This window comes from Bacillus atrophaeus (assembly GCF_001584335.1).
Lineage (GTDB): Bacteria > Bacillota > Bacilli > Bacillales > Bacillaceae > Bacillus > Bacillus atrophaeus.
Genome location: NZ_LSBB01000018.1, coordinates 407,077 through 428,061 on the forward strand (window position 1 = coordinate 407,077; position 20,985 = coordinate 428,061).

A 20,985-nucleotide genomic window follows, 5' to 3' on the forward strand; every position below is an offset into this window, starting at 1 on the left:
GGATGGAAATCATCAATTGGCTGTCTTTGGCAATGATTCCGATTATTATTGCCGGAATACTTCTTTACGGAACCTTCAAGAACGTTCCGACATATGAATCTTTCGTAGAAGGCGGAAAAGAAGGAATAGAGATTGCGTTCTCCATTATTCCGTATTTAGTCGGGATGCTTGTCGCTATTACTGTTTTTCGGGCTTCAGGCGCGCTCGATTTTTTTATGGGACTTTTAAAACCCGTCTTCTCCGCGCTTGGCATGCCCGCTGAGATAGTGCCGCTCGCTCTGATCCGCCCGATTTCAGGAACGGCGGCGCTTGGTATGACAACAGATTTAATTGCCGTTTACGGACCGGATTCCTTTATCGGCAGGCTCGCGTCGGTTATGCAAGGCTCGACCGATACGACACTTTACGTTTTAACTGTCTATTTTGGGGCGGTTGGAATTAAAAAAATGGGTGATGCTTTAAAGGTAGGACTTCTCGCTGATTTGATCGGAGTAGTTGCATCCATCATCATCGTTACGTTATTATTTGGAAGCGCCTGAAAATGGCGCTTTTTTGTTTCGAAACAGTAAGCTCCTGAAAAAGCTTGTTTGTTCAGGTTGAAAAAAGTAAGATAATACTTGAGGTGAAAGACATGGAAAGACTGCAAAAAGTTATTGCTCACGCCGGAGTTGCGTCACGCAGAAAGGCAGAAGAGCTGATTAAAGAAGGAAAAGTAAAGGTGAACGGCAAAATTATAACAGAGCTGGGTGTAAAGGTGACCGGTTCTGATCAAATTGAAGTAAATGGGATGAAGATAGAACGCGAAGAGCCCGTATATTTTCTGCTCTACAAGCCGAGAGGCGTCATTTCGGCTGCTGACGATGATAAAGGGCGAAAAGTGGTAACTGACTTTTTTAAAGAAATTCCGCAGCGCATTTATCCGATCGGACGCCTTGACTATGATACAAGCGGATTATTGCTTTTAACGAATGACGGCGATTTTGCCAACAAGCTTATGCATCCTAAATATCAAATTGATAAAACATACGTGGCGAAGGTAAAGGGAATTCCGTCAAAAGAGCTGGTCAGAAAACTCGAACGGGGCGTACAGCTGGAAGAAGGCAAAACAGCGCCCGCCAAAGCGAAGCTGCTCTCTTTAGATAAGAGAAAACAGACAAGCATTATTCAGCTGACCATTCATGAAGGCAGAAACAGACAAGTTCGCCGCATGTTTGAAGCAATCGGCCATGAGGTGCTGAAGCTGAAGAGGGAAGAATACGCATTTTTAGACCTGCGCGGACTTCATACCGGAGATGCGAGAGAACTGACGCCGCATGAGGTAAAAAGACTCAGGGCATTGGCTGAACACGGTAAAAACGCTTTCTAATTTTCACATAACCTTCAAAAAAAACAAATGTGAATAGAATTGGCAATGGTATAATGAAATGGTATGCAATAGGGGAAGGGGGCTGTGCAATGAAGAAAAAAAGGCGTTTATTCATTCGGACCGGCATCCTTCTCATATTAATCTGTGCGCTGGGATATACGATTTACAATGCCGTATTTGCAGACAAAGAAAGTATATCTGAAGGGTCCCAAGCACCGAATTTTGTGCTGAAAGATGCGGAAGGGAACCGTATTGAACTGAATGGGTTGAAAGGCAAAGGCGTTTTTTTGAATTTCTGGGGAACATGGTGTGAACCGTGCAAAAAAGAGTTTCCCTATATGGCGAACCAATACAAACACTTTAAAGACCAAGGAGTCGAAATTATTGCAGTGAATGTAGGCGAGTCAAGATTAGCAGTACATAATTTTATGAATTCCTACGGAGTCAATTTTCCAGTTGTGCTGGATAGTGACAGACAAGTGCTTAATGCGTATGGCGTGAGTCCGATCCCAACAACATTTTTAATTAATCCGGAGGGGAAAATTGTCAAGGTGGTGACCGGCACAATGACAGAAAGCATGATTCATGATTATATGAATCTGATTAAGCCCGGGGAGTCTTCAGGATGAAGCGGGTAAAATGCGAGTGCGGACATATCAACCCGATCGGAACCGTCTTATGTGAATCGTGCGGCAGAACGCTTCAAGAAAAACAGCCGGCGCTTGCTGATATGAGGTATGACGGCAGTGCCAGGCGCTCCCAAACCTATAACAAAACCATCATCGATAAAATTTGGAACTTCTTTTCTTCGGTCAAGGTAGGGATATGGCTTATCATCATTACACTGGCTGCCTCTGCATTCGGCACCATTTTTCCGCAGGAAGCCTACTTGCCTCCAGGGGCACAAGCTGATACATATTATAAAGATCAATACGGCACATTCGGCCATATCTATTATCTGTTAGGCCTTCATCACCTTTACGGGTCTTGGTGGTATTTGCTTCTGATCGCTTCCATCGGCATCTCTCTTGTGATTTGCAGTCTTGATCGGGTTATCCCGCTTTACAGGGCGTTGAAGAACCAAGGTGTCAAACGGAATCCTGTCTTTTTGAGAAGGCAGCGGCTGTTCAGCCAGTCAGAGACAGAGCTGACAGGACAAACAAAGGAAAAAATCATCACTCATTTAAAAAAGAAGCGTTATAGAATAAGAGAAAAAGAGGGAAGCCTTTTAGCTGAAAAAGGCCGTTTTTCCAGATGGGGTCCATATGTCAACCATATCGGTCTGATTATCTTTCTCATCGGCGCGATGCTGAGATTTGTCCCCGGAATGTACGTTGACGAAACTCTGTGGATTCGTGAAGGCGAGACAGCGACGATCCCGGGAACTGGCGGCAAATATTATTTAAAAAACAATCAATTCAGTGTGGAAACCTACAATAGCAAAAATGAAAAAAAAGTCTTTGCGGACGCTATTGACCGGGTCGGAAACGGAAAAGTCGCCAAAAGCTTTCAGACAAAGGCAGAGCTTTTCAAACGCGAAGGCAAGATTGTTTACGGAGAAAAACCGAAGCTAAAGAAAATAAAAGAGGACAACATCATTGTCAATGAACCTCTGCGTTTTGATTCCTATTCGGTTTATCAAGTAGACTATAAAGAGAATCAGCTCGATCAGATGGTGTTTCAGCTGATTGATAAAAAAACCGAAAAATCCTTTGGAAGTATTAAGATTAATCTTCTGGATCCAGATGCGGACTATGATCTTGGTAACGGTTACAAGGTTGAAGTGGCAAGCTACCTGCCGGATTTTTATTTTAATAAAGACGGAGAGCCGAGCACCAAAACAAAAATCCCTAACAATCCTGCATTTGTCTTTAATATGATTACACCAGACAAGCCAAAAGGTGAAAAAAGCTTCGTGGCGATCCAGGAGACGATAGAAGGATCAGACAGCAACAAATATAAAATGAAATTTGATCATGTCGAAACGAAAAACATCTCTGGTCTTACCGTCAGAAAAGATTTGACGCTTTGGGTGCTTGCTTTAGGCGGAGCTATTTTTATGATCGGTGTTATTCAGGGTATGTACTGGCAGCATCGGAGAATCTGGCTGCACACGCAGGATGGTAAGGTGCTTATAGCCGGGCATACCAACAAAAACTGGTACGGACTTAAGCAGGATTTGAAATATGTCCTGACTGATACAGGGCTGGCTGAGCCGGCAGATCAAAAAGAATTAATGAAATCGCAGGTATAGTTATAAAAAGGGAGTGTTGTAATGGCGGAGCTGAGCGGAAATTTTCTTTATGCGGCCTTTCTTGTATATTTAATAGCCGTCGCGTTTTTCGGCGGGGCTATTCGCGGGAAAAGAGGCAGGAAGGACGGTAAAAACCGTTGGGCGGCGATCGGAATTGCCCTTTCTTGTATCGGGTTTGTTTGCCATCTCGGATATTTCATCACAAGGTGGGCTGCGAGCGGTCACGCGCCTGTCAGCAATCTGTTTGAATTCACCACAGCCTTTGGCATGATGCTGGTTCTTGCCTTTATCATTATTTATTTTATTTATAAGCTGCCTTCATTAGGGCTGTTTACGCTGCCGATCGCTTTGCTTCTCATTGCATATGCGAGCATGTTTCCGACGGATATTTCGCCATTAATTCCTTCATTGCAGAGTAATTGGCTGTATATTCATGTCACAACCGCTGCGCTTGGGCAGGCTATACTTGCGATCAGCTTTGTGGCGGGCGTTATTTTTCTGCTGAAAGATGTGGATCAGACAAAGCCGGGCAAAAAAACCTTTTGGCTGGAAATGATCATGTTTATACTGGTGACAACCATCGCGTTTATTGCTGTCACGTCAGCATTCCGCTTCGCAGATTACAAAGCGGAATTTAATTGGGTTGATAAAAACAAGGAAAAAAGCGTAATGGTGTATGAAATGCCTGCGCTTGTCGGACCGCATCAAGGCGAGCTGGTGACAAACGGCAAATTGGAGCCATTCATAGAACTTCCGGCAATCTTTTCAGGCAGAAAAGTGAATACAGTCATCTGGTCATTTGGCGCCGGGCTTCTCCTATATGGCGCGTTGCGTCTGATCATCAGAAAAAGGATCAGTGCGTTTTTACAGCCTCTGGTGAAAAGTGCGAATCTTGATCTGGTGGATGAAGTCGGCTACAGAGCTGTTTCCATCGGATTTCCCATATTTACACTTGGGGCGCTGATCTTTGCGATGATTTGGGCTCAGCTCGCTTGGACAAGATTTTGGGGCTGGGACCCGAAGGAAGTATGGGCGCTGATTACGTTTTTGTTCTACGCCGCTTATTTGCATTTAAGGCTTTCAAGAGGATGGCATGGCGAGAAATCAGCATGGCTTGCTGTCATTGGATTTGCCATCATTATGTTCAACTTAATTTTCGTGAATCTTGTGCTTGCCGGACTGCACTCCTACGCATAAGTTCCTAAAAACCTATTCAGTTCTCAATCTTTCACAGGTTTTGATAAAATGAAAGTAACAGAAGGAAAGCAGGGGGAAAACGATGGATCAATCTAAAGAAACAAAAATATTAGTAGTAGATGACGAAGCCAGAATTCGCCGCCTTTTAAAAATGTATCTTGAACGGGAAGAATATGAAATTGAGGAAGCGGAAAATGGAGACGAAGCAATCGTCAAGGGGCTTGAAACCGATTATGATCTGATCTTACTCGATTTAATGATGCCAGGCACAGACGGAATCGAAGTCTGCCGCCAAATTCGGGAAAAAAAGGCTACACCGATCATTATGCTGACGGCAAAAGGAGAAGAAGCGAACCGCGTGCAGGGCTTTGAAGCGGGAACAGATGACTATATCGTCAAGCCTTTCAGCCCGAGGGAAGTCGTGCTGCGTGTAAAAGCGCTGCTGCGCAGAGCATCACAAACATCTTACTTCAATGCCAATACGACAACGAAGGATGTGCTCGTGTTCTCGCATCTGTCCATTGATAATGACGCCCACCGCGTGACCGCCGATGGAACTGAAGTGAGCTTAACCCCAAAAGAGTATGAGCTTCTTTACTTCTTGGCGAAAACGCCGGACAAAGTCTATGACAGGGAAAAGCTTCTGAAAGAAGTATGGCAGTACGAATTTTTCGGAGACCTCAGAACGGTCGATACACATGTCAAACGGCTGCGGGAAAAGCTGAACAAAGTATCACCGGGCGCGGCAAAGAAAATCGTTACAGTTTGGGGCGTCGGTTATAAATTTGAGGTAGGCGCTGAATGAAATTTTGGAAAAGCGTAGTAGGCAAGCTATGGTTCACAATCCTTTCGCTTGTTCTGATCGTTTTATTTATCTTAACGGTCCTGCTGCTGGAATTTATCGAAAATTATCACGTAGAAGAAGCGGAAAATGACTTAACCCAGCTCGCCAACAAAGTAGCGGTTATTTTAGAAAACCATGAGGATCAAGCACTGGCTAGATCCATCACATGGGAGCTGGCAGATAACTTAACAAGCATTGCGATTGTGCAGGATGAGAAGAAACACTGGTATTCGCCTAATGACAAAAATCAATTATCCTCGATTACGCTGGAACAAATTAAGCGTGACCCAGAGTTAGGCAAGGCGCTGTCGAATTACCAAAAAGTGAGTAAACGCACCGGAGTCAACGACACCAATACGAATAATGAGCGGCTCGTCGTCGGAGTCCCTTATGAAAAAGACGGAAAAAAAGGGATGGTATTTTTATCGCAGTCTCTTTTAGCCGTGAAGGATACGACAAAACACACAACACGCTATATTTTTCTGGCTGCAGGCATTGCGATCGTGCTGACAACATTTTTCGCCTTCTTTCTGTCAAGCCGGGTAACCTATCCGCTTCGAAAAATGAGGGAAGGTGCTCAGGATCTGGCGAAAGGAAAGTTTGACACAAAGATTCCGATTCTGACGCATGACGAAATCGGTGAACTTGCGACTGCCTTTAATCAAATGGGGAGACAGCTCAACTTCCATATTAACGCGCTGAATCAGGAAAAAGAACAGCTTTCCAACATATTGAGCAGTATGGCCGACGGGGTCATTACAATTAATATAGACGGAACAATTCTGGTCACAAACCCGCCGGCGGAGCGTTTTCTGCAAGCGTGGTATTATGAGCAGAACATGAATGTACAGGCAGACGATCACCTTCCGCCGGAGGCAAAAGAACTGTTCCAAAACACGGTCAATACAGAAAAAGAACAAATGATCGAAATGACGCTGCAAGGGCGGTCGTGGGTGCTTTTAATGTCGCCGCTTTACGCGCAGTCTCATGTGCGGGGCGCCGTTGCCGTGCTGCGGGACATGACGGAAGAGCGCCGGCTTGATAAATTGCGGGAAGATTTTATCGCCAATGTGAGCCATGAGCTCAGAACGCCGATCTCTATGCTTCAAGGCTATAGTGAAGCCATCGTTGACGATATCGCAAGCTCAGAGGACGACCGAAAAGAAATTGCGCAGATCATTTATGATGAGTCATTACGAATGGGCCGTCTTGTCAATGATTTGTTGGATTTAGCGAGAATGGAATCCGGCCATACCGCCTTACATTACGTAAAAGTAAATCTCGATGAGTTTTTAGAAAAGATCTTCAGAAAATTTTCCGGAGTTGCAAAAGAGAAAAACATCTCTTTAACGGACGACATTTCACTTAATGAAACAGAGTTTGCATTCGATGAGGACAAAATGGAGCAGGTATTTACAAATTTAATTGATAATGCGCTGCGTCATACTCAATCGGGCGGAACCGTCCATATTGCGGTCCAATCTGTCAAAGACGGATTGAAAATTGACGTGAAGGACTCTGGTTCAGGAATACCGGAAGAAGATTTGCCGTTTATCTTCGAGCGTTTCTACAAAGCGGATAAAGCACGTACAAGGGGCCGAGCGGGCACAGGGCTCGGACTTGCGATTGTGAAAAATATCGTAGAAGCACACAATGGCTCCATCACAGTGCACAGCCGTATTGATAAAGGAACGACATTTACGTTTTACATTCCGACAAAACCGTTGGATGAAGTCCAAATTTGACGAAGAATCTTGTTCCATACGAAACACCCGCTGTTTATGCGGGTGTTTTTTTCCTTTTACGCTTACAAAATTTAAGAATAAGTTAATATAAATTCCCTTCCAAATTCCAGTTTCTCGTAATATAGTTGTAATGTAACTTTTCTACCTATTCTTACGACAAAAAAGTGAACGGAGGGGTTTCCCATGGAAGAAACCTTTCAGATATTGTATGATACATATCATCAAGATTTGTACCAATTCTTATTTTATATGGTAAAAGACAAAAGCCAAGCAGAGGACCTTCTTCAAGAGGTTTATATCCGTGTGCTGAATTCATATCATACATTTGAAGGAAGAAGCAGTAAAAAAACATGGCTGCTGTCAATAGCCCGCCATGTCGCAATTGATTGGTTCCGAAAGCAGCAGACGATCAGACAGCGGATTATGGGGACATTTGATTGGGATACACAGGATGTCAGAGATCAGCATTTGCTTCCGGATGAACTCGCCGTTCAGCATGAAAATGTCCGGGAAATCTATGCCGCGCTGGATCAATGCACCATAGATCAAAGAGCTGTTATTATCTTAAGATTTATTCAAGGATATTCTATTCAGGAAACAGCCAAAGCTCTGCGCTTCTCGGAAAGTAAAGTGAAAACGACCCAGCACAGGGCGCTCAAAGTACTTCGGAAACATATGGAGCTTTTGAGGGAGGAGCTAATGGATGATGAAGTCAGATTGGAACGAAGAACGGATAAAGGAGTTGTTAAATCAACTTCCCATAGTTAAAGACCAACGCTCGGCAAACGACATTTACGCGTGTCTTCTGAAGGCAAAGCATAAGAAAAAACTGCCTGTAAGCTGGATTGGTCCCGCAGTTGCAACAGCGATTGTTGTATATATTGCTTTCATTATTTCTCCTCATTTATTTCCCAAATCACAGTTTGAGAACAAAGAAACGGCTGATGACAGTGCTGCCGCTGAAATGAAGCTGGCAGACAGCCAAAAATCAGAAGCAGCCCGCATTCAAAAAACGTTTGTCGTTTCTGACAAAGATCAAAACAAGTACATAACCGTAGCATTTGCCAATGCAAAAACGTCCACGATCATACCCGTAAGCATCGAAAAAACAAACTCAGGCGAAAACATTCAGGACATGCTGTTTGCCTACGACCACTCAGATTTATTTGATACCGGCATATCTGTCCCATCATTTATTGATGACGTGAAAGTCACGGAAAATCAGAAGGAGCTGTTGATACAGGTCAATCAACAAATCACGGTCGATTCTTCTAAAGAGGCAAAGTTATTGGAAAAAATGCTGAACGAAACAATGAAATGGAGCCCCTATGACCGCATCAAATTCACGACAGACCAAGGCGATTCAGGTGCAGACATAGGATCCTACGGCACTTTAACGGAACTTCCGGTTCACAAACAGACCCAAAGGGGTTACTATGCCTATCAGGATGAAGAAGGGCATTATTTCCTCGTCCCTTCTGAAAAAACCTATCATAATATAAGTGACGCAATAAAAGGAATGGAAAACAGCAGCAATTCAGATACAAGACCTATTATTAAAAGCGGAACGGTCAAATCTGTAACAGAAAAAAACGATTCCTTATTGATATATTTCTCAGAAAAGTCGGTTGTTGAGAATTCGATAAGCAGTATTTTAATGCTTGAAGGATTGCTTTTGACAGCGAAAGATTTTGGTTATACCAAAGTGACCTTTAAAAATACGAAAACACATCAGGTTGGGAAGTATGATGTAACAGAACCCGTATCGGTTCCGTCTGCTCCAAATCCGATTCATATAAATTAAGACAAAGAACTCTTTTCGGGCAGTAAGGGAAGAGTTCTTTTTTATGCGGACAGCCGCCGGTTTTTGAAAAGGGACTGCCGCTTTCGCCTTGTAAGTGTTATATAATAATAAGACGATTGAAGAAAGGGCTGAAAGTCTATGAATACATTAACAATCAAAAATGTTTCAATAGGGGAAGGGATTCCTAAGATTATTATTCCTTTAATGGGGACGACAGAAAAACAAATTCTTCAAGAATCAGAAGCTATAAAAGCCTTAAAGCCGGACATTGTGGAATGGCGAGTGGATGTGTACCAAAAGGCTGAAGATTTAGAAGCGGTAAAAGACATGATTTCAAAGCTTAGAAAGACGTTGGCAGACACCCTTTTTCTTTTTACATTCCGAAGTCATAAAGAGGGCGGCAGCTTACAAGTTGAAGATCGTTACTATGCGCAACTGCTGGAAATGGCTATTCGTACAAAAAAAATTGATCTGGCGGACGTTGAACTGTTTTCAGGACAAGCAAAAGCACTAGTTGCGTGTGCGGAAGAAAATGGTGTGTATGTCGTGATGTCTAATCATGATTTTCGCAAAACACCAGCAAAAGAAGAAATCATTTCACGTTTGCGCCAAATGCAAGAGTACGGAGCTCATATCCCTAAAATCGCGGTAATGCCGAATAGCGCTGAAGATGTATTGACTCTGCTCGATGCCACGCTCACTATGAAAACAAAATATGCAGATCGTCCAATCATTACAATGTCAATGGCGGCAACAGGACTTGTCAGCCGTCTTGCAGGAGAAGTTTTTGGTTCAGCCTGCACATTTGGCGCAGGAGAAGAAGCGTCTGCACCAGGACAGATCCCAGTCCAAGAATTGAGAAGTGTTTTAGACATTTTACATAAAAACGCGTAATGATCAAAAAAACTCAAGCCTTCAATGGCTTGAGTTTTTTGTGTATTGATTAAGGAAGATCAATCAGTTTGACAGAAACAATGTCAGCAACGTCTGATAGTTCATTAACAACCTTTTCTTCTAAATGTCTGTCAAAGGAGAGCATCATAATAGCTTCTCCGCCTTTTTCTTTACGGCCAACCTGCATTGTGGCGATATTGATATCATTGTCGCCGAGAATACGTCCAACGCGGCCGATAACACCGGTTGTATCTTGATGCTGGATGTAAACCAGATGTCCGGTTGGGTAGAAGTCAATATTAAATCCGTTTAATTCAACAATACGCTCTCCGAAATGAGGGATATACGTAGCTGTTACCGTAAACGTGCTGCGGTCTCCCGTAACTTTAACGCTGATGCAGTTATCGTAACCAGACTCATTAGATGAAATTTTCTCGCTGAAGCTGATTCCGCGTTCCTTAGCAACTCCGCCGGCATTTACCTCGTTGACGGTTGAATCAACGCGCGGTTTTAAAAAGCCTGACAGCAAACTTTTAGTGATAAACGATGTTTCAAGTTTCGAAATGGTTCCTTCGTATTGAATCGCCACATCTTTTACAGGTTCCTTCATACATTGTGAAACGAGGCTTCCGATTTTATCTGCGATTTGGTGGTAAGGCTGAATTTTTTTGAACTCATCCTTTGTCATCGCCGGCAGGTTGATCGCTGACATAACAGGAAGGCCTTTTGCAAACTGCAATACCTCTTCAGATACCTGAGCTGCAACATTCAGCTGGGCTTCTTTTGTTGATGCACCTAAGTGAGGAGTGGCAATTACTAAAGGATGATCAGGAAGCTTTGATTCAACAGGCGGTTCAACCTCGAATACATCAAGTGCCGCACCTGCGACATGGCCGTTTTCCAAAGCTTCTAAAAGCGCAGCTTCATCAATAATGCCGCCTCTTGCACAGTTAATCAGGCGGACACCCTTTTTCGTTTTCGCAATGGTTTCTTTGTTCAGTAAGCCCTTTGTTTCTTTCGTTAAAGGCGTATGAACTGTGATAATATCCGCGCTTTCGAGAACTTCCTCAAATGTACGGCTGTTTACACCGATTTTCTTTGCTCTGTCTTCTGTTAGGAAGGGATCAAAAACATGCACGGTCATACCGAAGGCTCTCGCACGCTGTGCAATTTCGCTTCCGATTCGGCCCAATCCTACGATTCCAAGTGTTTTTCCGTAAAGCTCAGAACCGACATAAGCTGTGCGGTTCCACTCTCTGGATTTTACAGAAATATTGGCCTGAGGAATGTGTCTCATTAAAGAAGAGATCATCGCAAATGTATGCTCTGCCGTGGAAATGGTATTTCCGTTCGGAGCATTAATGACGATCACCCCATGCTTTGTGGCCTCATCAATGTCAATGTTGTCGACACCGACGCCGGCTCTGCCGACAATTTTTAAGGAAGTCATTTTTTTGAAAAGGTCTTCCGTTACTTTTGTCGCGCTGCGCACCAAAAGAGCATCAAAAGTATGTAATTCATCTTCTGCTTCTGTCACGTTTTTCTGAACAATTTCAATAAAGTCTGATTCAATTAGCGGCTGTAAGCCATCGTTGCTCATTTTGTCTGAGACCAATACTCGAAACATCGTAAGATTTCCTCCTAAATTTACTAACATAAATATCTGATAATTTATCATATTCCCAATAGAGTGTCAACGTGTATTGCCGCAGTAAAGGACGAAAGTAAAGCTTATAAATGCGCTGTTTATCACACTGAAGAGCATAAATATTTATTTAAAAATAAAGATTTTGAGCTCTTATCTATACATTACGATTTATATCATTTATAATGTGAATAAATTCATATGATCAATCTTCGGGGCAGGGTGTAATTCCCTACCGGCGGTGATGAGTCTAAGTGCTCTAAGCCCGCGAGCTGTTTTTACAGCAGGATTCGGTGTGATTCCGAAGCCGACAGTATAGTCTGGATGGGAGAAGATGGAGGTTCAGCAGCGTTTTGAAATAAGATTTTCAAACGTTTCTTTGCCGAGTCCAAATCTAAACCCCGCTTATCATAAAGCGGTTTTTTTATTGGGCTGGACAGAACGAACCTTTCCACTTTTCGAGAGATATGATCGAAAAGGAGAGAGCTCAAAATGAAAGTGAAAAAATTAGTGGTTATCAGTATGCTTAGCAGCATCGCGTTTGTATTAATGCTGTTAAATTTCCCGTTTCCGGGTCTTCCTGATTATTTAAAAATTGATTTCAGTGATGTTCCTGCCATTATCGCCATTCTTCTATACGGACCGGCAGCGGGCATTGCCGTTGAAGGGATAAAAAATGTTCTTCAATATATGATTCAGGGAAGCATGGCCGGCGTACCTGTGGGGCAGGTTGCAAACTTTATCGCAGGAACACTGTTTATTCTGCCGACTGCTTTCTTATTTAAAAGGTTAAATTCGGCAAAGGGACTGGCTGTGAGCCTGCTTGCGGGAACTGCAGCCATGACGGCCTTAATGAGCATTTTGAATTATGTTCTCATTCTACCTGCTTACACATGGTTTTTACATTCGCCGGCATTATCAGACAGCGCTTTGAAAACAGCGGTTGTCGCGGGAATATTGCCGTTTAATATTGTAAAAGGGATCATTATCACGATCGTCTTCACTTTAATCTTTACGAAGCTTAAACCTTGGATTGAACAGCAAAGAAACCTTCAAACCATTGATTCATAAAAAATGCGCCAGGTCTGTTAAAAGACCTGGCGCAACATATTAAAAAAGCTCCCAATGACAGGGAGCTTTTTCTATTCGAACTTAAGCGGGTCGCCTTCGAACGGCTCATCCGCAACCTTGATGGAATCAGTCGGGCATCCTTCAAATGCATCAATCATATCCTCTTCAAGCACATCCGGAACTTCGACAACACCTTTATTTTCATCAAGCGTGACGAATGCAATGCCCTCATCATCATAATCATAAATGTCTGGTGCAGCAGCACCGCAAGCTCCGCATGCAATGCACGTATCTTTGTCTACAATTGTGTACTTTGCCATAAAAATAAACCTCCCAGATTGTTCTTATTGGAACAAATGGATTAATCTTTTATATTTTTTTAATATAACACCTATTCCCTTTACCTATTGTAATGATGTTGATGCTACATTTCAACAGAAAAATGAATGAGAATGCTTATCACATAAGGGGTTATCTACATAACCTCCCCTTGAATGTCGACTTTAAACATCGATTTATCTTTAAAATCTGTTAAAATAAAAAGAAGAAAACATCGATTTTTGTCAGAAAGATTGTGGGTGAGGCAGTTGTCATTAAATTACTTCGATATTATGGTACTTGACTGTCTGGAAAAAATAGATGCAGAACGGTCTCAAAGCGCTGTTTTTCATTTATTAAAAGGAAAGAGATCGTCTCAAACGATACAAGATGCCGGATTATTTCAGATCGCAAAATATTTTGGAATGGTTCCGGACTGTTCAAGGAGTGACATCACAGCATCACTGAAAAAGCTTAAGCAGCTCGCATTCGTGAAAGCGATGAATGAAACAGATACATACAGGGTGACAGCGGAGGGAGCACAAGAATTGAAGCGGGCGCTTTTTGCCAGACCTTGGCCCGCTCATTGCCACGGAGCTTATCACCAGCAGGCTGCAAAAATATTTTGGAAAAGGTTCTCCCTTCTTGTTCAGGTGTTATCAAATAAGCAGCATCATTGCCAGCGGTATACACCCATTACAAAAGACACTCAAATTTTGCAATGGGTGAAAAGCTATTTGCGCCGCCATCCCGACCATAACGACCTTAGTGCCAGCGTGTGGGGCTTGATAACAGATCATTTGAACAAACTCAGTGAAAAACAGGCGTTTATTTTTGTGTACTCATTAACTTCATATGAAAGAATAGGTTATACAAACAGGCAGCTTGCCGATTCACTTCGTGAAGATGAGCGGTATGTTTATATTCTGTTTTGGGGTGCTGTACATTATTTTATTCAATCCATCCCGCATTGTGAACATTCTGTTTTAGCAGATCTTCTTTCTGATACAGTGCATGAGAGCGCCCTTACACAGTCGGCAAGAAAAACGCTGCATCTGGTTCAAAAAGGTTTTCCGATTGAACGGATAGCGGATATAAGAAACCTGAAAACAGCGACAATTGAAGATCATATCGTGGAAATTTCTTTGCATCAGCCCTCATTTTTTATTGAACAGTATATTTCTAAAGAGGAACAGCAGCGAATCGTTGAGTTTGCAAAGAATATGCAGACCAATAAAATGAAACGAATTCGGGAAGGGTTGCATCAGCAGTTTAGCTACTTTCAAATTAGACTGGCACTGGCAAAAACGGTGAGTCAATATGAATAAATTACAACAAGCCTTATATCAAAATTTTGGTTTTCATACCTTTAAAAAAGGGCAAGAGAAAATCATCCAAAGTGTACTGAATGGAAAAGATACGATTGCTATGCTGCCGACTGGCGGAGGAAAATCGCTCTGCTATCAGCTGCCGGGGTATTTGCTGGACGGAATGGTTCTTATCATTTCACCTTTGCTTTCTTTAATGGAAGACCAGGTACAGCAGCTGAAAGCGCTGGGAGAAAAACGGGCAGCCGCTCTCAACAGCATGCTGAGCCGGAATGAGAGAAATGCTATTTTGGAGAACATTGGACGTTATAAATTTTTATATTTATCCCCGGAGGCTCTTCAGTCAGATTACGTTTTAGACAGGCTGAAAAGAGTGCCGATCAGTCTTTTCGTTATTGATGAAGCCCACTGTATATCCGAATGGGGCCATGATTTCAGACCGGATTATTCGAAGCTCGGACAGCTCAGGAAGACACTTGGCCATCCGCCGGTACTTGCGCTAACGGCTACGGCCACAAAGAATACTTTGCTAGATGTCATGAATTTGCTTGACCTGCAGCATGCTGACCGCCATCTCTATTCAGTGAATCGGCCAAATATTGCTTTAAAGGTTGAAAATGCGGCGGATACTGCCGAAAAAATACACAGGACGGTCCAGCTCGTCGAACAGCTTCAGGGGCCTGGCATTGTATATTGTCCGACAAGGAAGTGGGCAGAAGAATTATCTGCTGAAATCAAAGCGAAAACAAACAGCAGAGCGGATTTTTACCACGGCGGAATGGAGTCCGGCGACAGAATTTTAATACAGCAGCAATTTATCAATCATCAGCTGGACGTGATTTGCAGTACGAACGCTTTTGGGATGGGCGTAGATAAAGCGGATATCAGATATGTTATTCATTTTCACCAGCCTCAGACTGCTGAAGCCTTTATGCAGGAGATCGGCAGAGCAGGGCGGGACGGAAAGCCGAGCATCAGCATTTTATTAAGAGCTCCGGGAGATATTGAGCTGCAGCAGCAAATCATCCAGATGGAATATTTGGCTGATCATGAAATCAGTTCGATCTTAAGCATTTTGACAGCAACTGAAGAGCGGGATGAAAAAAAACTGAGGGAACTCCTAATCAGTCATGGCGTTTCAGAGACTCAGGCCCGTACCATCATCCACCTATTTTTAAGCGGAAAGACGTCTATAGAGCTTATGACTCAGGAATTGTCGCACCGCATGGAATTGAAGCTGGATAAAATGTATCATCTTTCTGCACTGCTGGAACAAAAGAGCTGTTTAAGGGAGTCGCTGCTTTCTTATTTTTCCGAAGCTTACAAGCCTGATCATACGCAAAATCAATGCTGCAGCCGCTGCGGTATCGATCTTACCGCCTATGAACAAAAAGGAGAAGGTAACAAAATGGAACGGTTTGACAACTGGCGATCAGAATTGAATCGAATATTCGGCCTCCAGTCTGAAGGTGAGCTGTGCTGAAACAACAAAAAGATTTGATTGACCAGCTGTCAGATGGGGATATGCTAAAGCAATTATATATGACACAGCTAATTGTTATAATTGTGTCGGCTGTAGCAGGACTGTTTTTATTTCAGCATGCAAATGCCTTTTTTAAGCTTTGGAATATTCGGGACCCCCGTATTATATGGTATGGTGTTTCGCTTGCTGTTATTGTTATTATATTGGATCTGGCAGTGATGAAATGGTGTCCGCCTCACTTATATGATGATGGCGGGATAAATAAAAAGTTATTCAGTAAGAGGTCAGTCCCTCATATTATATTTTTAACGCTTCTGATTGCCTTTACAGAGGAAATCTTATTTAGGGGCGTATTGCAGACACATATCGGTTTATGGACTGCAAGCCTGGTGTTTGCCGTTCTTCATTTTCGGTATTTGACAAAATGGCTGCTTTTTATCATGGTGACGGCGATCAGCTTTTTGCTTGGCCTTATCTATGAATGGACCGATAATTTATTTGTACCGGTTATGGCGCATTTTATCATTGATGTAGTGTTTGCCTGTCAGATTCGTTTTCAACAGGTTAGGAGGGAAATGCATGACGAAAATGTCAAGAGTAGAGAGAAGAAAAGCCCATAATCTTTATGAGCAGCAAAAAGACGTTTTTGAAGAAGAGCATGTTGACCAACAGGATGAAACTCTTCCGTCAAGACAGTCAGTAAAAGATCAGAGAAAAAAGAAGCAGGAAAAGGCCAAAACCAAAACACCGTTATTTACGGTTCTTGCTGTACTGTTTGTATTTGTTCCGATTATCGTGTTTGTAAGTCTGCTGTATTTCACAAAAAGCGATCCGTTTAACCCGAATAAAGATTATGAAGATGTCTTTATCGACAGCAGCCAAAGCAAGTATGAATCTCTGCCCAAGGCTAGAAAACAACAAGAAACAGAAGATACTGTCGCATTGCAGGATTCCGCAAAAAAGACAAAAGATCAAGAAACAGATAAAAAAACAGAGGATCTCGAATCCTCTGTGAGTAAAAAAGAACAAGCGAAGGGCAATAAGCCTTCGGAGAGTAAAAAAGAACAAGCTGAGGACAATAAGCCTTCGGAGAATAAAAAAGAACCAACAGAGGAGAAAGAGTCCTCTATACATAAAAAAGTTGATACCAAGGCCAATGAGAAGTCAGAAAGCAAGGCTTCTGCTGCCGCTGCCCCTGCCCCAGAGGAAACAAAGACGGTGCAAAAGGATACTCAGCAAGCGCAGACTAAAGAAGATGCAACTCGAGTTGTGAAACATACGGTCAAAAAGAAAGAAACCTTATATCGTATTTCCATGAAGTATTATAAAAGCAGAGCCGGCGAAGATAAAATCCGCAATTATAATAACCTAAACGGCAATGAAGTGTACACCGGCCAAGTTCTTAACATTCCCCTGACCAATTAACAGGCATGTATTTTGCAGGCCTCTCATATATTGTACCAATGAATGATGGACAAGGTGTGAAGCGCATGGAACGAATATGGGATCAATTAGACCGTTTTACTGACGCTCCGACAAAACAGATGCTTCAGGCGCTGGTGAAACGGAAAGTAAAGTATGAAAATTACGCCAAGCAATGCCGAAGGTGGCAGTGGACCTCGCTTATCTGTTTTGGTTTGTTATGCTTATTTTTCATTTTTAAAGGTTTCAGCCTAAATCAGCAAGCGCCTCAGATCATGCTTGAAGAGTTTCTGAACCATACGGTTTATTTATTTTGGATGATGGCGGCCGCTTTTGCATATTGTACGTCTTACTATTTTAAAAAGAAGGAAGAAAAAGCCGAGGGAGAGTATCACAAACTGAGATGTGAAATCATACAAAAAAGCACTGATCTGTGGCCTCAGCCTGAAAAATGGAAGGCGAGAGAATCTGTTTTTCAAATGATGAAGCACCAATATGACATCAATCTATATTTTGAAAGTAAATAAATTGCGGCGTTTTCTCAAACGATAGAAACGTCTTTTTTTTATTGGCCGTCTTATTGATAAGTCATAAAGAATGGAGAGTTTTTATGAAGCTTACAGTTGCAATGGCCGGCGCGCTGACTGCAGCAGCGGCAATGACGGTGAAAATGTATACTCTTGCTAAAGGTAACCACCTTAAAACCCACACATTTGCTTTACCAAAAATGAAAGGCATGACCCCGCTTACGATCTTTTTTATTTCTGACATTCATAAACGTACGGTTGACAGAGGCTTGTTACATGAAGCTGAAAGCCATCATCCTGACCTTGTCATTATTGGCGGTGATTTAGCGGAGGGGGGCGTTCCTTATGCAAGAATCGAAGAAAATATAAAACGGCTTGCGGATCTTGCTCCTGTCATGCTGGTATGGGGAAATAATGATTATGAGGTCAGCCAGCAGAAGCTTCTTTTGATCTGTAAAAAATACAAAGTCACACCTTTACGCAATGAATCGGTACCGTATTTCTATAATGGGCATACCGTAACAATTGCAGGTGTGGATGATATCAGGATGGAAATGGACGATTATGCCGCTGCCATTAAGGACGTTGATAAACAGCAGCTTAATATACTTGTTTCTCACAACCCTGCGATTCATGAACAGATAAACGAATCTGACGGCATAGATGTCGTTTTCAGCGGACACACACATGGCGGACAGATTCGGTTTGGCAAGTTCGGGCCTTATGAATTGGGGATGACCGGCCATGTGAAAAATGCGCGCTATCTCATCAGCAACGGCTATGGCACAACGAAGGTGCCGCTTCGGTTCGGAGCTAAGCCGGAAACGCATATTGTGACACTTGCCGCACCGCCAGATCCTTCTGTATAAAATGCAATTTTTACTAAAAATAGCCGGACACTTCAAGAAAAGACTGCATTGTGCTTGTCTTACCAGTGAACACAGTGTAAACTGATAACAAATTAAGAACCTATGACTCATCATTTCATATAATGTGTTATATGATTTGTGTGCAAGAAGAGGCAGGAGGGAACGTTATGCGGCTTGAGCGTCTGAATTATAATAAGATAAAAATCTTTTTGACACTCGATGACTTGACAGATCGAGGGCTGACAAAAGAAGATCTCTGGAAGGACTCATTTAAAGTCCACCAGTTATTTAAAGATATGATGAATGAAGCAAATACAGAGCTCGGATTTGAAGCGAATGGACCTATCGCAGTCGAAGTGTATTCTCTCCAAGCACAAGGCATGGTTGTCATCGTAACAAAGAATCAGGAAGCGGATTCAGAGGACGAGGAGTACGATGACGATTACATTGAGATGCAGGTGAAGCTGGATGAAAGTGCAGATATTATTTATCAATTCCATTCATTTGAAGATATTATCCAGCTTTCTGAAAGCCTGCAGCGCATCGGCATTTTGGGAGGGACCGTTTACCATTATGAAGGCCAGTACTTTTTAAGCCTTGACGATCTCGGTTCCCGTTCATCCGAAGGGGTTGTCGCAGTATTGGCTGAATACGGAAGCCCGACCACTTTAACGATCTATCGCTTGCAAGAGTACGGGAAAGTCATTATGGACGGAAATGCTGTTGAAACGATCCGGACTCATTTCTCATAAAACATATAAAAAAACTGCTGTTTATGACAGCGGTTTTTTTTATTAGATAATTTAGGTAAAAATCATCAAAAAACTAACGTTTAACCTATGCATAGCTGATATGAAGGTGTATACTATTCTCTGAAAGGGAGCATGTGAGAAACAGAAGATTCTAGGAGGTTAACTTAATGGTAGCCGATCGAAACACCGGTCATAATGAAGAAGACAAACTTGATGTATTATTATCAACCCAAACCGTAATACATAAGGCTCTTGAAAAATTGGGGTATCCAGAGGAAGTTTATGAATTATTAAAAGAACCGATGAGATTATTAACGGTGAAAATACCCGTTCGCATGGACGACGGGTCTGTGAAGATTTTTACTGGTTATCGCGCCCAGCACAATGATTCAGTCGGTCCGACAAAAGGCGGAATTCGTTTTCACCCGAATGTGACAGAAAAAGAAGTGAAGGCGCTTTCAATTTGGATGAGTTTAAAATGCGGAATCATTGATCTTCCTTATGGCGGGGGTAAAGGCGGAATTATTTGTGATCCAAGGGATATGTCATTCAGAGAACTGGAAAGACTGAGTAGGGGTTATGTCAGAGCGATCAGCCAGATTGTAGGGCCGACAAAGGATGTGCCTGCACCAGACGTGTTTACCAATTCTCAAATTATGGCTTGGATGATGGATGAGTATTCAAGAATTGATGAATTTAATTCACCAGGTTTTATTACAGGTAAGCCGCTTGTGCTTGGAGGTTCTCACGGAAGAGAATCAGCAACTGCAAAAGGCGTAACCATCTGCATAAAAGAAGCGGCTAAGAAAAAAGGCATTGACATTCAAGGTGCGCGTGTAGTCGTTCAGGGCTTCGGAAACGCGGGAAGCTATTTGGCGAAATTCATGCATGATGCCGGAGCCAAGGTCGTCGGGATTTCCGATGCATACGGCGGACTTTATGATCCGTCCGGACTTGACATTGATTATTTGCTAGACCGCCGGGACAGCTTTGGAACAGTAACGAAACTGTTTAATGATACGATTACGAACCAAGAGCTGCTTGAATTAGAATGTGACATTCTCGTTCCCGCTGCGATTGAAAATCAAATTACAGAAGAAAATGCCCATAACATTCAAGCTAAAATCGTTGTCGAAGCGGCTAATGGTCCGACAACGCTGGAAGGGACGAAAATCCTTTCAGGTAGGGATATTCTGCTTGTTCCTGACGTTCTTGCAAGTGCAGGCGGCGTTACGGTTTCCTATTTTGAATGGGTGCAAAATAATCAAGGCTTTTACTGGAGCGAAGAAGAAGTTGAAGAAAAACTTGAAAAAATGATGGTCAAATCATTTAATAATATCTATGATATGGCGCAGAACCGGAGAATTGACATGAGGCTTGCAGCCTACATGGTCGGTGTTCGAAAAATGGCTGAAGCTTCTCGTTTCAGAGGCTGGATCTAAGTCAATCATTTGCATAAAAATAAA

General features: G+C 42.6%; 21 protein-coding genes and 1 riboswitch. Of the genes, 19 read left to right on the plus strand and 2 right to left on the minus strand.

The annotated features are described in order from the left end of the window. The first annotated feature begins 2 nt into the window (after positions 1–2). The 10 genes from spmB (at position 3) to aroD (ending at position 10,104) form a co-directional block, all read left to right on the plus strand. A complete protein-coding gene (spmB, locus tag AXI57_RS10935) occupies positions 3–539 on the plus strand; it encodes a spore maturation protein SpmB (protein ID WP_061670069.1) in 537 nt (178 codons plus the stop codon). Positions 540–631: 92 nt separating this feature from the next. Further along, a complete protein-coding gene (gene rluB, locus AXI57_RS10940; RefSeq protein WP_004429689.1) occupies positions 632–1,366 on the plus strand; it encodes a 23S rRNA pseudouridine(2605) synthase RluB in 735 nt (244 codons plus the stop codon). An 89-nt stretch (positions 1,367–1,455) separates the two neighbouring features. Then, positions 1,456–1,995 carry a thiol-disulfide oxidoreductase ResA gene (resA, locus tag AXI57_RS10945; protein ID WP_010789090.1) on the plus strand — a complete coding sequence of 180 codons (540 nt, stop codon included), beginning with the start codon at positions 1,456–1,458 and terminating at the stop codon, positions 1,993–1,995. Continuing rightward, complete coding sequence (gene resB, locus AXI57_RS10950) at positions 1,992–3,620, plus strand: cytochrome c biogenesis protein ResB (protein ID WP_061670070.1); 1,629 nt, start codon at positions 1,992–1,994, stop codon at positions 3,618–3,620. The genes resA and resB overlap by 4 nt, the downstream gene beginning before the upstream one ends. A 21-nt stretch (positions 3,621–3,641) precedes the next feature. After that, on the plus strand, positions 3,642–4,817 hold the full coding sequence (gene ccsB / locus AXI57_RS10955) for a c-type cytochrome biogenesis protein CcsB (RefSeq protein ID WP_061670071.1): 1,176 nt from the start codon (positions 3,642–3,644) through the stop codon (positions 4,815–4,817). Positions 4,818–4,899: 82 nt separating this feature from the next. Continuing rightward, entirely contained in the window at positions 4,900–5,622 is a 723-nt protein-coding gene (resD, locus tag AXI57_RS10960) for a DNA-binding response regulator ResD (RefSeq protein WP_061670072.1), read from the plus strand. Further along, complete coding sequence (locus AXI57_RS10965) at positions 5,619–7,406, plus strand: ATP-binding protein (protein WP_061670073.1); 1,788 nt, start codon at positions 5,619–5,621, stop codon at positions 7,404–7,406. Before resD ends, AXI57_RS10965 begins: the two co-directional genes overlap by 4 nt. Before the next feature lie 183 nt (positions 7,407–7,589). After that, positions 7,590–8,174 carry an RNA polymerase sigma factor SigX gene (sigX, locus tag AXI57_RS10970; RefSeq protein ID WP_004429700.1) on the plus strand — a complete coding sequence of 195 codons (585 nt, stop codon included), beginning with the start codon at positions 7,590–7,592 and terminating at the stop codon, positions 8,172–8,174. Next, on the plus strand, positions 8,110–9,210 hold the full coding sequence (locus AXI57_RS10975) for a hypothetical protein (RefSeq protein ID WP_061670074.1): 1,101 nt from the start codon (positions 8,110–8,112) through the stop codon (positions 9,208–9,210). Before sigX ends, AXI57_RS10975 begins: the two co-directional genes overlap by 65 nt. A gap of 138 nt (positions 9,211–9,348) precedes the next feature. Next, the gene (aroD, locus tag AXI57_RS10980) at positions 9,349–10,104 is read left to right on the plus strand and encodes a type I 3-dehydroquinate dehydratase (protein WP_061670075.1); all 756 of its coding nucleotides are present in this window, start codon (positions 9,349–9,351) and stop codon (positions 10,102–10,104) included. Positions 10,105–10,153: 49 nt separating this feature from the next. Here the strand turns inward: aroD and serA are convergent, their stop codons facing one another. Beyond that, positions 10,154–11,731, minus strand: a complete 1,578-nt coding sequence (gene serA / locus AXI57_RS10985; protein WP_004429705.1) for a phosphoglycerate dehydrogenase — start codon at positions 11,729–11,731, stop codon at positions 10,154–10,156. A 222-nt stretch (positions 11,732–11,953) separates the two neighbouring features. After that, a riboswitch (FMN riboswitch) is annotated at positions 11,954–12,089 on the plus strand. A 152-nt stretch (positions 12,090–12,241) separates the two neighbouring features. Here serA and AXI57_RS10990 point away from each other — a divergent pair. Continuing rightward, positions 12,242–12,820: an ECF transporter S component gene (locus AXI57_RS10990; protein ID WP_004429709.1), complete on the plus strand. Its 579-nt coding sequence runs from the start codon at positions 12,242–12,244 to the stop codon at positions 12,818–12,820. A gap of 71 nt (positions 12,821–12,891) precedes the next feature. Here AXI57_RS10990 and AXI57_RS10995 read toward each other — a convergent pair whose 3' ends face one another. Continuing rightward, positions 12,892–13,140: a ferredoxin gene (locus AXI57_RS10995; protein ID WP_004429710.1), complete on the minus strand. Its 249-nt coding sequence runs from the start codon at positions 13,138–13,140 to the stop codon at positions 12,892–12,894. Between the two features lie 267 nt (positions 13,141–13,407). Here AXI57_RS10995 and AXI57_RS11000 point away from each other — a divergent pair, with 267 nt between their 5' ends. The 8 genes from AXI57_RS11000 (at position 13,408) to gudB (ending at position 20,961) form a co-directional block, all read left to right on the plus strand. Further along, positions 13,408–14,466 (plus strand): YpbB family protein, encoded by a 1,059-nt coding sequence (locus tag AXI57_RS11000; protein WP_061670248.1) that lies wholly within the window; start codon positions 13,408–13,410, stop codon positions 14,464–14,466. Next, entirely contained in the window at positions 14,459–15,949 is a 1,491-nt protein-coding gene (locus tag AXI57_RS11005) for a RecQ family ATP-dependent DNA helicase (protein WP_061670076.1), read from the plus strand. The genes AXI57_RS11000 and AXI57_RS11005 overlap by 8 nt, the downstream gene beginning before the upstream one ends. 14 nt (positions 15,950–15,963) lie before the next feature. Next, the gene (locus tag AXI57_RS11010; RefSeq protein ID WP_303740894.1) at positions 15,964–16,569 is read left to right on the plus strand and encodes a CPBP family intramembrane glutamic endopeptidase; all 606 of its coding nucleotides are present in this window, start codon (positions 15,964–15,966) and stop codon (positions 16,567–16,569) included. Then, complete coding sequence (locus AXI57_RS11015; RefSeq protein WP_061670077.1) at positions 16,529–17,374, plus strand: LysM peptidoglycan-binding domain-containing protein; 846 nt, start codon at positions 16,529–16,531, stop codon at positions 17,372–17,374. The genes AXI57_RS11010 and AXI57_RS11015 overlap by 41 nt, the downstream gene beginning before the upstream one ends. A gap of 65 nt (positions 17,375–17,439) precedes the next feature. Then, complete coding sequence (locus AXI57_RS11020) at positions 17,440–17,898, plus strand: YpbF family protein (RefSeq protein WP_061670078.1); 459 nt, start codon at positions 17,440–17,442, stop codon at positions 17,896–17,898. A gap of 83 nt (positions 17,899–17,981) precedes the next feature. Then, positions 17,982–18,767, plus strand: a complete 786-nt coding sequence (locus AXI57_RS11025) for a metallophosphoesterase (RefSeq protein ID WP_061670079.1) — start codon at positions 17,982–17,984, stop codon at positions 18,765–18,767. Between the two features lie 167 nt (positions 18,768–18,934). Beyond that, positions 18,935–19,519 carry a genetic competence negative regulator gene (locus AXI57_RS11030; RefSeq protein WP_004429724.1) on the plus strand — a complete coding sequence of 195 codons (585 nt, stop codon included), beginning with the start codon at positions 18,935–18,937 and terminating at the stop codon, positions 19,517–19,519. Positions 19,520–19,686: 167 nt separating this feature from the next. Then, entirely contained in the window at positions 19,687–20,961 is a 1,275-nt protein-coding gene (gudB, locus tag AXI57_RS11035) for an NAD-specific glutamate dehydrogenase (protein ID WP_004429726.1), read from the plus strand. The last annotated feature ends 24 nt before the right edge of the window (positions 20,962–20,985 follow it).

What these genes read in the sequence shown, in the direction of transcription:
- spmB (WP_061670069.1), top strand. Translation starts at nt 3, where the DNA reads ATGGAAATCATCAATTGGCTGTCTTTGGCAATGATTCCGATTATTATT.
- rluB (WP_004429689.1), top strand. Translation starts at nt 632, where the DNA reads ATGGAAAGACTGCAAAAAGTTATTGCTCACGCCGGAGTTGCGTCACGC.
- resA (WP_010789090.1), top strand. Translation starts at nt 1,456, where the DNA reads ATGAAGAAAAAAAGGCGTTTATTCATTCGGACCGGCATCCTTCTCATA.
- resB (WP_061670070.1), top strand. Translation starts at nt 1,992, where the DNA reads ATGAAGCGGGTAAAATGCGAGTGCGGACATATCAACCCGATCGGAACC.
- ccsB (WP_061670071.1), top strand. Translation starts at nt 3,642, where the DNA reads ATGGCGGAGCTGAGCGGAAATTTTCTTTATGCGGCCTTTCTTGTATAT.
- resD (WP_061670072.1), top strand. Translation starts at nt 4,900, where the DNA reads ATGGATCAATCTAAAGAAACAAAAATATTAGTAGTAGATGACGAAGCC.
- AXI57_RS10965 (WP_061670073.1), top strand. Translation starts at nt 5,619, where the DNA reads ATGAAATTTTGGAAAAGCGTAGTAGGCAAGCTATGGTTCACAATCCTT.
- sigX (WP_004429700.1), top strand. Translation starts at nt 7,590, where the DNA reads ATGGAAGAAACCTTTCAGATATTGTATGATACATATCATCAAGATTTG.
- AXI57_RS10975 (WP_061670074.1), top strand. Translation starts at nt 8,110, where the DNA reads ATGATGAAGTCAGATTGGAACGAAGAACGGATAAAGGAGTTGTTAAAT.
- aroD (WP_061670075.1), top strand. Translation starts at nt 9,349, where the DNA reads ATGAATACATTAACAATCAAAAATGTTTCAATAGGGGAAGGGATTCCT.
- serA (WP_004429705.1), bottom strand. Translation starts at nt 11,731, where the DNA reads ATGTTTCGAGTATTGGTCTCAGACAAAATGAGCAACGATGGCTTACAG.
- AXI57_RS10990 (WP_004429709.1), top strand. Translation starts at nt 12,242, where the DNA reads ATGAAAGTGAAAAAATTAGTGGTTATCAGTATGCTTAGCAGCATCGCG.
- AXI57_RS10995 (WP_004429710.1), bottom strand. Translation starts at nt 13,140, where the DNA reads ATGGCAAAGTACACAATTGTAGACAAAGATACGTGCATTGCATGCGGA.
- AXI57_RS11005 (WP_061670076.1), top strand. Translation starts at nt 14,459, where the DNA reads ATGAATAAATTACAACAAGCCTTATATCAAAATTTTGGTTTTCATACC.
- AXI57_RS11015 (WP_061670077.1), top strand. Translation starts at nt 16,529, where the DNA reads ATGACGAAAATGTCAAGAGTAGAGAGAAGAAAAGCCCATAATCTTTAT.
- AXI57_RS11020 (WP_061670078.1), top strand. Translation starts at nt 17,440, where the DNA reads ATGGAACGAATATGGGATCAATTAGACCGTTTTACTGACGCTCCGACA.
- AXI57_RS11025 (WP_061670079.1), top strand. Translation starts at nt 17,982, where the DNA reads ATGAAGCTTACAGTTGCAATGGCCGGCGCGCTGACTGCAGCAGCGGCA.
- AXI57_RS11030 (WP_004429724.1), top strand. Translation starts at nt 18,935, where the DNA reads ATGCGGCTTGAGCGTCTGAATTATAATAAGATAAAAATCTTTTTGACA.
- gudB (WP_004429726.1), top strand. Translation starts at nt 19,687, where the DNA reads ATGGTAGCCGATCGAAACACCGGTCATAATGAAGAAGACAAACTTGAT.